This is a genomic window from Desulfatitalea alkaliphila, from assembly GCF_022968795.1.
GTDB classification, from domain to species: domain Bacteria; phylum Desulfobacterota; class Desulfobacteria; order Desulfobacterales; family Desulfosarcinaceae; genus Desulfatitalea; species Desulfatitalea alkaliphila.
Genome location: NZ_JALJRB010000001.1, coordinates 79,584 through 92,453, shown reverse-complemented (window position 1 = coordinate 92,453; position 12,870 = coordinate 79,584). Strand labels below are relative to the sequence as shown.

12 protein-coding genes and 1 pseudogene are annotated in these 12,870 nt (G+C 57.4%); 2 read left to right on the top strand and 11 right to left on the bottom strand.

Annotated elements, in window-relative coordinates:
• Nucleotides 1-150: 150 nt before the first annotated feature.
• The 4 genes from gap to MRX98_RS00350 all read right to left on the bottom strand — a co-directional run bounded on the left by gap (nucleotide 151) and on the right by MRX98_RS00350 (nucleotide 2,257).
• Nucleotides 151-1,152: a type I glyceraldehyde-3-phosphate dehydrogenase gene (gene gap, locus MRX98_RS00365; protein ID WP_246902039.1), complete on the bottom strand. Its 1,002-nt coding sequence runs from the start codon at nucleotides 1,150-1,152 to the stop codon at nucleotides 151-153.
• Nucleotides 1,153-1,326: 174 nt separating this feature from the next.
• Nucleotides 1,327-1,641 carry a BON domain-containing protein gene (locus tag MRX98_RS00360; protein ID WP_246902038.1) on the bottom strand — a complete coding sequence of 105 codons (315 nt, stop codon included), beginning with the start codon at nucleotides 1,639-1,641 and terminating at the stop codon, nucleotides 1,327-1,329.
• Nucleotides 1,642-1,706: 65 nt separating this feature from the next.
• Complete coding sequence (locus MRX98_RS00355) at nucleotides 1,707-1,886, bottom strand: hypothetical protein (protein ID WP_246902036.1); 180 nt, start codon at nucleotides 1,884-1,886, stop codon at nucleotides 1,707-1,709.
• A gap of 59 nt (nucleotides 1,887-1,945) precedes the next feature.
• The gene (locus tag MRX98_RS00350) at nucleotides 1,946-2,257 is read right to left on the bottom strand and encodes a hypothetical protein (protein ID WP_246902034.1); all 312 of its coding nucleotides are present in this window, start codon (nucleotides 2,255-2,257) and stop codon (nucleotides 1,946-1,948) included.
• A gap of 309 nt (nucleotides 2,258-2,566) precedes the next feature.
• Between MRX98_RS00350 and MRX98_RS00345 the strand changes: the two genes are divergently transcribed.
• Nucleotides 2,567-3,319, top strand: coding sequence for a PRC-barrel domain-containing protein (locus MRX98_RS00345; protein WP_246902032.1), 753 nt, complete (start codon nucleotides 2,567-2,569; stop codon nucleotides 3,317-3,319).
• Nucleotides 3,320-3,613: 294 nt separating this feature from the next.
• On the top strand, nucleotides 3,614-4,810 hold the full coding sequence (locus MRX98_RS00340) for an AI-2E family transporter (protein WP_246902030.1): 1,197 nt from the start codon (nucleotides 3,614-3,616) through the stop codon (nucleotides 4,808-4,810).
• 49 nt (nucleotides 4,811-4,859) lie between these two features.
• On the opposite strand, the gene MRX98_RS00335 is transcribed toward MRX98_RS00340, so the two are convergent.
• From MRX98_RS00335 to MRX98_RS00305, 7 genes and pseudogenes are all read right to left on the bottom strand, one after another.
• A complete protein-coding gene (locus MRX98_RS00335) occupies nucleotides 4,860-7,586 on the bottom strand; it encodes a cation-translocating P-type ATPase (protein WP_246902028.1) in 2,727 nt (908 codons plus the stop codon).
• A 10-nt stretch (nucleotides 7,587-7,596) separates the two neighbouring features.
• Complete coding sequence (locus MRX98_RS00330) at nucleotides 7,597-8,826, bottom strand: cation:proton antiporter (RefSeq protein ID WP_246902026.1); 1,230 nt, start codon at nucleotides 8,824-8,826, stop codon at nucleotides 7,597-7,599.
• Nucleotides 8,827-9,010: 184 nt separating this feature from the next.
• A complete protein-coding gene (locus MRX98_RS00325) occupies nucleotides 9,011-9,325 on the bottom strand; it encodes a hypothetical protein (protein WP_246902024.1) in 315 nt (104 codons plus the stop codon).
• A 58-nt stretch (nucleotides 9,326-9,383) separates the two neighbouring features.
• A complete protein-coding gene (locus MRX98_RS00320) occupies nucleotides 9,384-9,839 on the bottom strand; it encodes a glycosyltransferase (protein WP_425523864.1) in 456 nt (151 codons plus the stop codon).
• Nucleotides 9,787-10,104 (bottom strand): annotated as a pseudogene (locus MRX98_RS22230) (hypothetical protein); the annotation flags it as partial. The pseudogene MRX98_RS22230 and the gene MRX98_RS00320, both read right to left, overlap by 53 nt.
• 79 nt (nucleotides 10,105-10,183) lie before the next feature.
• Nucleotides 10,184-10,849 (bottom strand): DUF5752 family protein, encoded by a 666-nt coding sequence (locus tag MRX98_RS00310; RefSeq protein ID WP_246902019.1) that lies wholly within the window; start codon nucleotides 10,847-10,849, stop codon nucleotides 10,184-10,186.
• Nucleotides 10,850-11,073: 224 nt separating this feature from the next.
• Nucleotides 11,074-12,717 carry an alkaline phosphatase family protein gene (locus MRX98_RS00305; RefSeq protein WP_246902534.1) on the bottom strand — a complete coding sequence of 548 codons (1,644 nt, stop codon included), beginning with the start codon at nucleotides 12,715-12,717 and terminating at the stop codon, nucleotides 11,074-11,076.
• Nucleotides 12,718-12,870: the final 153 nt, after the last annotated feature.

Here is a 12,870-nt window from a genome sequence, read left to right as displayed (position 1 = left end):
CCTCTGAATAATAGAACCACAAAAGGAGCGTCGTGATGATGGACGATCAGGGTAATCCCACCACAGGAAGCAACCGATTACAATTTCGATCCCGATGTTGCTTTTGCCCGGTTCCAATCTGACTTGGGCTTTGTGCACAACCGGATTGTATTATGTGGGCAGGCGGGCCATGCGCCGGGCCTCGCGAACCATCTGTGCGCTGTATCCCCATTCGTTGTCGTACCAGCTCATCACCTTGATCAGATCGCCGTCCACCACCTGGGTCATTGTCAGGTCGACGATCGAAGCGCGCGTATCCTGGATGATATCCGATGAAACAATCGGATCTTCGCATACCCCCAGGATGCCCTCATAGCGTTGCGAACCGGCTTCCTCGCGGAATATGGCGTTGATCTCCTCTTTGTCGGTCCGCCGTTCGGTAACGGCAACGATATCGACGATGGAACCGACGGCCACGGGTGCGCGGACGGCGACCCCGTCGAATATGCCGTCATATTGCGGCAGCGCCTTGGCCGTTGCCTTGGCGGCCCCCGTCGACGTGGGTACCAGGTTGGCGGCACCGGCGCGCCCCCTGCGCCACTTGTTCTTGGGCCCGTCCACGATCGACTGGCTGCTGGTATAGGCATGAATCGTCGTCATGGTGGCTTTTCGCACGCCGATGCGCCGGCCGAGCACTTCGACCACCGGCGTGATGCAATTGGTCGTGCAGCTGGCACAGCTGATCAGGTCGGGATTGCCGTCCGGCCGGTTGACACCGTGGACCACCGTGGCGACGTCACCCGATTTTTCGGGCGCCGATAGAATCACATGCTTTGCTCCCGCCTTCAAATGCTGCTGCATCTGCTCCCGACGGCGAAATACGCCGGTGCACTCGAACACGATGTCCACAGCCAGCTCATGCCAGGGCAGTTCGGACGGATCTTGTTTGCCGAACAGCCGAAGTTTTTTTTCACCGATCGACAGATGGTTGGGGCCGACTTGCACCGGTAGGTCGTAGCGCCCGTAAACGGAGTCGTATTTGAGCAGATAGGCCAGATTGTCCGCAGGCTGCAGGTCATTCATCGCCACCAGTTCCAAGTCCGGCGTGTCGATTAGAATTTTCAAAACGGCCCGGCCGATTCGGCCCAATCCGTTGATTGCGACTTTGTTCATTTTGTTTGCCTCCTGTAAAGCTGTCCGGACCGGGCCGGGCTGGATGTGAAATGTTCAGTCAGCATCGCAAGGCTGCGGGTGGCGACGGTCGCACGGCTTGCAACTGCCTTGCTGTTTCGATAGCCGACCCCTTAAGGGTGTGACGTAACTTCGCATGGAAAGTGATGACGATCATCACTTCACAATCAGGTTGTTCTTCACGGAATCGACCCCTTGGACACTGGCGGCAATCTCACCCGCACTGTTGACGGCATCCTGGGTGTTCACGAAACCGCTCAATTGGACGGTACCCTTGTAGGTTTCCACGCCGATTTCGAATGACCTGAGAAAATCATCGGCGGCAAGCAGGGATTTTACTTTCGTCGTAATGACCGTATCATCGACGTACTCACCGGCTCCGGACTGTTTGGGTGTCGATGCGCACGCTGCCAACCCCAGAACCAGCAGCACGATAACCAGGTAGTGAACGACGCTTTTGTTGGTGTTCATGGTCCGCAATCCTTTCTGAATGTAATTCGTTCATGTGTTGCCCCGCATAGGCGGCGATGTTCAACTTACTTGTCAAAAATCTTCTTGACCTTGAGCCATTTTCCTTGCACTCCGCCCTTCATGCTCGATTTCATGGCCTTGACGATATCCACAATCGCCTCGTGGATGCCCTCGCCGTATTGGCCGCTTCCCGACGCGGTCTTTTTCTCGGCCCTTGCCTTGACCGTGGACTTGATCGATTGCAACCGTTGAACGTTCCGTTCAAATTGCATGCGTTGCGGAAACGGCCGGCAATGGCACCGTATCAGGTGACGGCGCTGCGATAGACGTTGCGGTAGTCGGCGTACAGGTCATACACCCTGCGCTTCAATGCCTTGATGCGGTTGGCGGTTTCGACATCGGCCCAGCGCGGTTCGCTGATGGAAAAAAGTGCATTGCCGATGTCGTCCAGGTAGTGTTGGGTTGCCTGGCACCACTCATCGGTACATTGGTCCGCCATCTCGGATGTCTGTTGGATGTCGGCAGCCACCTTTTCCAGGGATTTTTCCAGAGAATCCAAGTAGGTGTTCCAGGCCGTCTCCATCTCGGTCCTGAGTTCGTCTTTCGGCATGCTCATGTCATGGTCTCCTTTCGGTATCACTGGTGGTAGTTTCGCACCGCCGCGCAAAAAGGGGCGGTAGGCAGTGTTTCGGCATCATATTATGCCACACTGCTTGTGCGCGAAATGGGGGCTTGCCGGTAAAATGCAGACCAAAGGCATGTATTGGCGCAGCGGCCTTCAATAGGGTCCGCAGATCGGCAAAGTACCTGTCAGGCTGTATTTACCAGGGGGCGCGGATGCGCCATTTTTCGGGTGGTGCCAGCACATGCCCATGCAACGCGCCGGCACCGGCAATGCACGGCACTGAACCAAGGAGGTGGCAACATGCTACGCAGTATCAGCGAAACACTCGGTTACCATCTGCACGCCCAGGACGGGGAGATCGGACGTACCAAGGATTATTTGTTCGATGACCAATTCTGGACGGTGCGCTACATGGTGGCCGACACGGGCACCTGGCTGCCCGGCCGACGGGTTTTAATCTCCCCCATTTCCCTGGGCGAACCGAGGTGGAGGGACAAGGCCTTTCCGGTTCGTCTGAGCACGGAGCAGATCGAGGCGGCCCCCGGCGTGGAAGAAGCGGCACCTGTGAGCCGGCAATACGAAAAGCAACTGGCCCGCTACTATGGCTATCCTCCCTACTGGATCGGACCCAACACATGGGGGGCTCTGGAGGCGCCGCTTTACCCGGAGGTGCAAACGATGATCGATGACAAGCGGCTCGAAAAGGAGGCCGAGGACCTCGACATCCACCTGCGTTCGGCCAAGGAGGTGATCGGCTATGACCTTCATGCCGACGATGGCCGCGTGGGCCATGTGGAGGACTTCATTCTGGACGACGAGATGTGGACCTTGCGCTACCTGGTGGTCGATACGCGCAACTGGCTGCCGGGCCGCAAGGTGCTGATCAGCCCTATGTGGGTGCAACTGGTGGAGTGGCTCCATCGCAAGGTGCAAGTGAATCTGTCGGTGGAGGCGGTCAAAAACAGCCCCCCCTACGATTCGGCCGCGCCGGTCAACCGCGAGTATGAAGAGCGGCTCTACGATTTTTACGGCCGGCCCAAATATTGGAAGTAAGGAGGAAGCACTGATTAAACAAGAAGGGCAATGAGACGGATCGAGCAAAACAAAGAGACGCCGGGAGGCGTCATCCAGCGCCGGGTCGATAAGTTGAACGTCAAGCTTTAAGGAGGAGATGTCTTGCAGTGGTCCGGAGACCGCACCTTCCGTCACCGGCAGGCAAGCAGCCGGCGAGCAGCCGGCGAGCGTCGATGTCGGCGGCAAGAGCTGATAAGGATCCCACGGACCGTTTGCTTTAAGCTTCTGCGTCAAACGGGCGGATGTTCGACCACTGCTGCGGACCATGTCATCATGAGCGGATTTCACTTCCAAGATACGCTATTGCGCCGGATCGTCTTGACCTTGGGGCTGTTGGCCGTCGTTATAGCCGGTTTTCATACGTTCAATTTGCTCAGGGAGTGGCTGGCGATTCTGCTCAGAGCTTTGAGCCCCTTTTTGGCGGCTCTTTTGCTGGCCTACCTTCTGGCGCCGATAGTGTCGGTCCTGCAGCGACGACTGGGCATGTGGCGTTTTTTGGGCGCGTTCGTTCTTTATGCGTTGATCGCCCTGCTGTTTCTGGGAATGGTCGCCTACCTGCTGCCGGTGATACTGATTCAAATCAAGGACCTGTTTGAAACCTTGCAGGATAACATTCCGGCAGTGTTGGCATGGTTGTCTGAAAGAAAGTTTCCCGGTGTTGATGAAAGCACGGTTGCCTTTGTCAAACAGCGGCTCAACGAAGTGCAATTCGACTATGCCGGTGCGGTCGATCCTTTCCTGGAAGCCCTGAAAAGCGTCGCCTCGGGCGGCATACTGGCCGCCGGACAATTGACCAGCGGCTTGCTGGCCGGTTTTCGCTGGATGGCCGACGTAATTCTGTTTTTCGTATTTGTGATTGTGATCAACTTCTACCTGATTCTCGATTGGCATCGCATTCGTCCCTTCCTGCAAGGGTTGGTGCCCGCTCGCTGGCGTGAGCGCACCTTCGAGACCATCGATAGAATCGATGTGACCGTGGGCGGATTTCTACGCGGTCAGCTCATCGTGGCGGCCATTGTGGGCAGCGTTTTTGCAGTGGGGCTGTTTCTGATCGGCTTCATCGGTTTCGGCGCGCTGCAACGATATGCCATTCTCATCGGTACCCTGGCGGGTATCGGCGGATTCATTCCCTACCTCGGCCCGTCGATCGGCTTGACGCCGGCCGTGCTCATCGTCTTGCTGTCGGGCGGCGAAACATGGAGCACCCGGATCGCCGCCCTGGCGGCGGTGGTGAGTTTGTTCGCCACGATTCAGGCCGTGGAAGGCTGGCTGTTGCAACCCAAAATTGTGGGCAAAGGCGCCGGGTTGCATCCGCTGGTCGTTCTTTTTGCCCTGGTGGTGGGCTCACAATTCGGCATCGGCGGTCTGATCATCGCCGTTCCCGCGGCCGGGGTGGCCAAGGTGCTGCTGCTTGAATATGTGTGGGAACCCTATCGCCAAAAAGAAAAAGCCGGTCAAAAATCTCAATGATCACAAAATATACCCCGACGATGGGTTCGTCTTTCTGTGATTATCGGCCTTATTTTGTATGGGTCGTTTGAAACCCTCTGCGTATCTGTCCCCACAGGAACGGCACCAGGCTCATCCCCAGAGCCAGCAGCCAGCCCGATTTTCCAACACCTTCTGTTTTGAGCACGCCGGAGAGGCCTGGCAGGTAGACCGCCGCCAGCAAAAGGGCGGCGCACAGGGCCAGGGAGGCCGCGATAAAGGGGTTTTTGACAATATCGTTGTCGAACAGCCGCGAGCCCGCCGTGCGCAAATTGAACACGAACCACAATTTGCCGAAGGCCAGCGTCAAAAATGAGACCGTCACCGCCCGTCGCGTTTCGAATTCAAGGAGGTATACAGCCAGGCTCAGGGCGCCCAGCACACAGGCCGCCATTAAAAGGGCCCAGCCCCCCACGGCCAGCCAGTGCTCCCGCTTGAGCACCGGCTCCTCGCGCGGCCGGGGATCGCGCTGCATCACATCCGGATCCCCCGCCCCCATGCCCAGCGCCAGGGCTGGAAACACATCGGTCAACACATTGAGATAGAGGATCTGCAACGGCAGCAAGGGGATCGGCAGACGGCTGAACCCACCGGCCACCGCCGCCGCGACCACGGCGATCACTTCGGCCACGTTGGTACACAGCATGAACATCACCGATTTGCGGATGTTGCCGAAGATGATGCGGCCGTAGCGAACGGCCGCCACAATGGTGGCAAAGGCATCGTCCTGCAGCACCATGTCGGCCACCTGGCGGGCGGCGTCGGTACCGCGCCGGCCCATGGCGACACCGATATCGGCTTTTTTCAGGGCCGGTGCATCGTTGACGCCGTCTCCGGTCATGGCCACGGTCTCACCGGCCGACTGCATCAATTGGATCAAGTGCAGCTTCTGCGCCGGGCTCACGCGGGCGAAAATGTTCGTGTCAAGCACCTCTTTGCGTTGCGCGTCGGTGAGTCGGTCCGGCGACGCCAGGTCGTTGCCGTGAACCACATGAGGCGCATCTTCCGTAACCAAACCCGTTTCCACGGCGATGGCCGCTGCCGTGGCAGGCTGGTCGCCGGTGACCATGATCACGCGAATGCCGGCTGTCCGGCACTCTTCGATGGTGGCGCGCACGTCCTCGCGGGCTGGGTCCAACAACCCCACCAATCCCAGGAAGCGCAGATGTTCATAGGGTTGCTCCTTTTCATCCGCGGCCATCTTGTCGGCCACGGCCAGCATTCGCAGGCCCTCACCGGCCAGCTGTTCCGCGCGTTGCGCCCATTCGCGCCGCTGTGCCTCCTTGAGGGGAGCAGCATCCAACGCATCGGCATTGACGGTGGCCACTGTGTCACAAACGTTCAAAACACGTCCGGGCGCGCCTTTGACCGCCACCTCCATTCCCGAGCCGCCCTGGTGGAAGGTGGCCATCATCATCCGGTCGGCATCAAACGGCTCTTCGCGCCGCTCCGGTTTTTCTTTCAACAGCGTCTCGCGTTGCATGCCCAGCTTGAATCCGGCGCGCAGCAAGGCCGCTTCGGTCGGATCGCCCTGCTCTTCTTCCGGCTCGTTATCCTCGTCCGCATCGCGTATGGCGGCGTTGTTGCACAACACCCCCACTTCCAGTGCGCGGCGCAGTAGCGGGTGGTTCCATCGGTCTGTATCCGGCGATTCGCGATCCGCCGAGGATTTAGGGTCCGGCCCATCCAGTGTGAAGTCGCCCTCCGGCGTCACCACCCGCTGCAGGGTCATGCGGTTTTCGGTCAAAGTCCCGGTTTTGTCCGTAAAAATGACTCTGGTGGCGCCCAGCGTCTCCACGGCCGGCAGCTTTTTGATGACCGCGTTGCGACGGGCCATCAAGTGCATCCCCCGGGCCAGGGCGATGGTGGCCACGATGGGCAACCCCTCGGGGATGGCGGCAACGCCAAGGGCAATGGCGGTTTCGATCATTTGGCGCGGGTCTCTGCCGGCCAACAGACCGATACCGGCGATGATCGCCGCGGTAAACAGGGTCAATACGGCCAGACGGCGTCCCAGGCGATCGAGCCGCTGTTGCAATGGCGTGGCTTCTTTTTCGGCGCTCTCGGTAAGGTCGGCGATGCGGCCCAACTCGGTTTGCATGCCGACGGCCGTGACGATGCCTTCCCCCGAACCGTCGGTGATCGTCGTGCCTTTAAACAGCATGCACAGCCGCTCGGCCAGCGGCGCATCGGCACTCACGGGTTCGGTCTGCTTCTGCACGGCGACCGATTCGCCGGTCAGTGCCGATTCGTTGACGCTCAAATTGTTGGCCTCGATCAGGCGTATATCGGCCGGCACCAGGTCCCCGCCTTCCAGAATGACCATGTCGCCGGGCACCAGTTCGGCCGCGTCGATCTCCAGGGTGTCGCCCGAGCGCCGAACCCGGATGGTGTCACCGCCCAAGGCTTTCAGCGCCTCCATGGAGCGTACCGCTTTGAACTCGGTGAAAAAGCCGATGGCGCCGTTGACGAGGAGCACTGCCGCGATGGCGATGCCCTCGGCCCAGTGGCGAAAAGTAAAGGCCGTGGCGCCGGCGATGACCAGTACGATGATGACCACGCTTTTGAACTGATCCAGGAGGATTTGGGCCGCGCCGCGCCGCTTGGCCGCGCGCAGTTGGTTGCGGCCGTATTGGTCGCGTGCTTGGGTGACCTGTCCGGAAGTGAGCCCTTGATCGATGTCCACGGACAACGCTTCGGCCACCGATGCGACCGCTCGGGCATGATAATCGTTACGGAATCTTTGTTCGTTGTTCATCAAAATAGATTCATTTCACCTTTGCTTGGTGCAAGCCCCGCGTCAGCATGGACTGCACCACCAGCGGGCCGGCGACACAGGTCACCAGGGTGACGCACACCATGGCCGCAAAGACCGGGGCGGTAACGGCCCAGTCTCCCAGGGCCCGCGCATTTTCCATGATGACCATGCTGATTTCGGCCCGGGGAACCATGCTGGCGCCGATCAGCAGTGCCGAGCGGCCGCCCCGTGTGAAGAACACGGGCAGGCCGGCGCTCGCCAATTTGCTGACCACGGCGGCCAGGGCCAGCACAACCCCCAAGCCGGCCGCGACGCGCAATACCCCGGGATCAATGTGCAGACCGATGACGATGAAAAAAAACGGGCTCAACAAATCATAGACCGGCAAAAAGGAGGATTCCATTTTAACGGCCTGCGGATCGCGGCTGAACACCAGGCCAGCGAAAAATGCGCCGATGGCCAGTGAAAAACCGAACCAGGCGGCCAGTGCCGCGATTACGAATCCAATGCCCACAATGGAGAGCATGGGATCGGGCCGGCTCTCCAATGAACGGAAAAAGGCGGTCATGCGCCGTTCCACAAACCGGGAGAACAGATAACACAGCGTCCCGAATCCGATCAGTTTGACCAAAAAGAAAGCGGTTTGCCGGGCCAGGGCCGGCGCCCAGCCGCTTTCGGAAGCGCCTTGCTTCAAGTCGGGCAGCAATGCAAACAGCAGTGCCATCAGCACGACCGCCGAAATGTCGTCCAGTTCAGCCACATCGATCAGCAATTGACCGTCGGGTGAGGAGAGGGCGCCATTGTCCTGCCACACCGCCACGGAAACGCCGACACTGGTGGCGGTAAACGCGGTTGCCACGACCAGGCTGGCGATCATAGGCAAACCCAACAGGTAATAGGCGCACCCGTAACCCAGTATCCCGCTGAACGAGAAGTTGACCCACCACACTATGCTGGCCTCACGAAGCTGGTGCAGCAGCGCGCCCAGATCGCTTTCCAGCCCAACCCGGAAAAGCAGCGCCACCAATCCTGCTTTGCCTAGAAAAGTAAAAATTTCGTCCATCGGAGTGCCCGGCACCCCTCCGACATTTTGCAGGCATCCCAATCCGAAGCCGATGCACAGGTACCCAACCAGCGGCGGCAGGTTGATTCGCCGGAGACCGGATTTGACCAGCAGGTTCAGCACAATCACCGCACCGGTCATTAAAACAAGAATGATAAAAAGGTTGTCGCTCATCATCGTGACGGCTTTCCCGGTCGATCCCGTACCAGGCGTTCCGGCAATCGATCACCACGCCCGAAAACAGCAGCATCAGTGTGCGGGAATAGCGGGGGGCGAATATGACGTCGATCGAAACGCACGCCCACAATACTGCCCCGGATCGAATGCACTCGGCCCATGTGCGCGGCGGTTTGATCGGTTATCATGAGCTCACCCGCCGCACCGGGGGTTCGGGTGGTTCCCGGTCGGGCGCTTTAGGGGGCGGATCTTCGACCGGGGGCGGCGGTTCGGGTGTGGGATCACCTTCCGGCGGCAAGTCGGGCGGTGGGGGATTTTCAGGTGGTTTTTCAGGCTCTTCCACCGGCGGCTGCTTCGGCCTGTCGGGCGGCTCTTGAATGGGTGGCCGGCCGGGCTCGCCCGCCCGGATACCCGCCACGTCGCCGGGCTGCGTATAGGCAAGGCCCGGACCAATACGTCGGGTTTGACGGCGATGTCGCAACAGGCGCATCAATTGCATCGGCTGCTCCTTAAGCCTTGATTCTCAATGAAAGGATGCCCGATCCGTAAGAAGCGTTCTATTCGGTGGGCGCGGTACGCAAATCGATGCGTTTGTGCTCCTTGGAGCGGATCGACAACATCACTGAAAGATATTCACGCAGATGCCGGGTGAGCAGATAATTTTCCAGGATGAACCGTTTGGCTTTGCGCCCCATCTCCAGCAGTCGCTCCCGGTGGGTGAGCAGGTAACGAATCCGCGAAGCCGCACCTTCGGGCGTGTTCACCAGAAAACCGGTCTGATGATTGACCGCTTGAATGCGAATGCCGCCCACATCGCCGCCGATGACCGGTTTGGCTTTCCACATGGCTTCGGCCACCGTAAGACCAAAGCCTTCTTTGAGTGATTTTTGCAGCACCACGTCGGCGATACGGTTGGCTCGCGTCGATGTGGCAGCGCCATACCCACTTGCCTTTTCGTCCGGTGCACAAATTGAGCAGGGGCGCCGGTTGCGGATCGTGGATGAACACCACATCCGCCTCGGTCAATACATCGGCCAATCGTTCGTAGTTGCGGGCGTTGGTCGATTCATATTGATGCAACAATTCATCGTCGATCTCCTGGGGCATGCCCTGCAGGCTATTATGAAATTTCTTCGTGCACTGGTAGAATGCCGCTTTTCCAGCCACGACTTCCCATCCGACGTCGATTCCCAGCTCCTGCTTCAAGGGAATCAAGCGGTGTAAAATTTCCGCCACGCCGCCACCTTCACGGGTGGAGTTGACGTGAATCACCCGCATGCCTTTGAGCGGGCGGGCCAGCTGGTGCAACTGATCGATCACCGTTTCTCCGACGACCGGCGCGTATTGGTCGAGCATTTTATCCATCGGCAAAGGTCCTTTTCTCGTGGGTCCGGACCACGTCGGCAAGCTGTTCTCTGAGTTCATAAAGGCTTTTAAAATAGGGATCGATGGTGGCGATTTCTTCAGCCAGCGGACCGTAGTGGTCTCCCCATCCCCAAAGCCACTCGGTAAAATCATTCCGGCCCGAATCGGTCCGCCGGCGGGCGTCGATAAAATGGTAAAAGATACTGCCCAGCGGTATTTGGTGCATATGTTGAGCAAGATCCACCGGCTGGTGCAGCGCTATGCGCGTATCGAACAGGATGATTTGAGATCGCATGAAAAAAAACGGGTTTTCGGCATCCATGCGCGGGTCGAAGCCCGTCTCGTCCATGCGGTCTTCGATGATTTCAATGACGCGTTCGCGCAACGGTTCCATGGTGTCGAAGGCCCCCGGATTCAAGACCGAGAGCCGTTCGGCCAGGCGCCGGTCGTGCAGGTCATGGTAGGCCCAGGAGGCAAAGTCGTTCTGATACTCAGGGTCTACAAAATCAGGGCGCAGCAATCCGTCCCAGAAGTGAAAATAGATGATGGCATAGTCATCCAGGCGTTGAATGCGGTCCAACAGCTCCCTGAGGTTGCGGGCGCTTTCTCCGGTGGCCATGACGATCAGGGAACAGTCGGTTACGGTAAAAGGGTTCATGAAGGTACTCCGCTGGTTTGATCGATCGACGGTTCGCAAATGGGTTATGCGTCCTCTTAATATACTGACAACGGGCCATGTTTGGAATGAGGTCTCGCCTTTATTCCATCGCAAATTTGGGTGTATTATAGAAAGTGGTTATGCACAAAGCCCAAGTTGGGTAAGAAGCGGGCTAGGGGCAAGTCCCAACTTGGACTTTGTGCATAACCGGATTCATTAAAGACCTATTTTGCAGCATATCCATCAAACTCGGAACTGTCGGATAGACTCATCACCTGGCTGCGTAGATCCAGAGGTCTGAGGACATCCCCCGGGAAATGGATCACCGGAGGAAGGATGACAAAACTTCTGGTTTCCTTTGAACCCGGACCGCCATGAGCGCCGTTTTCTATGGCGAATGAGACAGGTGGGTCTTTGCGGCCCCATCCGGAAAGCACGAGGTCCCCGGCATGGGAGTGGCGGCATAAAAGGCCCAGGTCGGCCGCTACCCGCCGTGCAAAAGGATGTTCCCGCTTGTCTCCGAAAATCAGGGTATATTGCGTCAACAGGTCAAATTGGCCGGATCGGGTGAAGGCGTTCACCCGATTCCCCAGGAGCGTCAGGACCATTGGCACTCTGGCTTCCCTTACCAGTTTTTCTGCAATGGTCGTTTTTTGTGAATCGGTCATCGCGGCCGGGAAATAGATATGCCCGATGGGTCCTTTGGTGGTTATATGGATATCCTGGATCGAAAAAGCTTCATTCTCCCCGTTGGTCCGTTGTCGGGATCTAAAGCCGAGAAGACGCAGTGCACGTTGATAATGGTGGGAAACGGGCTGTTCTTGAAAAGCGGGCGCCGAAATATCGGCAATAGACCCTACTGTTGAAAGGATGGCCCCTAAGGCGGTTTGGATCGGCTTTCCTGCATGCTGCTCATAGCTTCGGACCCGTTCCTGCCCATGATCCGAGTAGATGAAAATATGATATTGTCTACCTTCATATTTTTCGGCGGTCTGATAAATATCCTTAATCACCTCATCAATCCCTTTCAACGTTCTAAGGGCGAAAAGTGAATCCGGCCCCCGGCGATGGGCCTGTTCATCATAACCAAGAAATGAGGCATGAACGATGCGCACCCCTCTGGCAATATTGAGTTTTACACGAAATCGGATCAGCTCCCTCAGCACAATGCAGATCACAATGCGGGTTGGAATAAATTTCAATTCCTTGATGATATTTTGTTTCTCGATGAGGCCCCGGAAGAAATCCGTTACGGCAAGCAATAATTCCAGAAATGCATAAGCCAGCATCTGAAGAATTTTGCCTGTGTGAAAAAAAAGGATAGCCGCCAGCCTGATCGGATTGGTTGCCCGCAAAATTGAATCCATGTTCATTGTTTGCACACAGTAGCGTGCTTCATTTGCGCCGGCTGCATAAACGTTGGAATAAGATGTACCCCCCCGCAACAGCGGCTCCCCATTTTTTTCAAGCATATGCCCTGTGGCATCGGCGGCCCAGGGTGTATACATGGTCATCACGGCCGCTTTTTCACGATCAAAAAATTCAAAGGCCGGCACCGCTGTTTTAACCCCGTAATACAGTTCTCCCTGAACGGCCGGGGTGGTTGAGGGCATGCCTGAATAAAACTGTTTGACGGAAACCGACGCGTTTTGCATAAGCCGGCGGATAAAGGGAAGCCGTTTTTTTGCCAGGGCTTTTTCAAAGAGCTCATACCCGAGCCCATCGATTTTTAGAAGAATAACGCCAGGATTCTCCTTTTTTTCAATGCGCTGCGGACGGTTCAAAAGCCGGAAAGACCAGCCGCCGATTGAAAGTCGCTCTCGAAGCTTGTTCAAGAAGCCGAATTTGCCATTCCAATCTGTTTTCACAAAGCCCAATACCTCTTTCTCCTATTTTACCTCTCAAACCTTTTACCAGAATTTATCCAGCCGATGAATAAAGGCTGTTGCTTATTTTGGGCAACCTTGTCCCGCACAATGGCCATGGATATGGCCGGCGATCCGAAGAATGGCTTTTGGATC

Coding starts and splice junctions, on each gene's coding strand:
- gap (WP_246902039.1), bottom strand. CDS start 1,152: ATGAACAAAGTCGCAATCAACGGATTGGGCCGAATCGGCCGGGCCGTT.
- MRX98_RS00360 (WP_246902038.1), bottom strand. CDS start 1,641: ATGAACACCAACAAAAGCGTCGTTCACTACCTGGTTATCGTGCTGCTG.
- MRX98_RS00350 (WP_246902034.1), bottom strand. CDS start 2,257: ATGAGCATGCCGAAAGACGAACTCAGGACCGAGATGGAGACGGCCTGG.
- MRX98_RS00345 (WP_246902032.1), top strand. CDS start 2,567: ATGCTACGCAGTATCAGCGAAACACTCGGTTACCATCTGCACGCCCAG.
- MRX98_RS00340 (WP_246902030.1), top strand. CDS start 3,614: ATGAGCGGATTTCACTTCCAAGATACGCTATTGCGCCGGATCGTCTTG.
- MRX98_RS00335 (WP_246902028.1), bottom strand. CDS start 7,586: ATGAACAACGAACAAAGATTCCGTAACGATTATCATGCCCGAGCGGTC.
- MRX98_RS00330 (WP_246902026.1), bottom strand. CDS start 8,826: ATGATGAGCGACAACCTTTTTATCATTCTTGTTTTAATGACCGGTGCG.
- MRX98_RS00325 (WP_246902024.1), bottom strand. CDS start 9,325: ATGCAATTGATGCGCCTGTTGCGACATCGCCGTCAAACCCGACGTATT.
- MRX98_RS00320 (WP_425523864.1), bottom strand. CDS start 9,839: ATGTGGTGTTCATCCACGATCCGCAACCGGCGCCCCTGCTCAATTTGT.
- MRX98_RS00310 (WP_246902019.1), bottom strand. CDS start 10,849: ATGAACCCTTTTACCGTAACCGACTGTTCCCTGATCGTCATGGCCACC.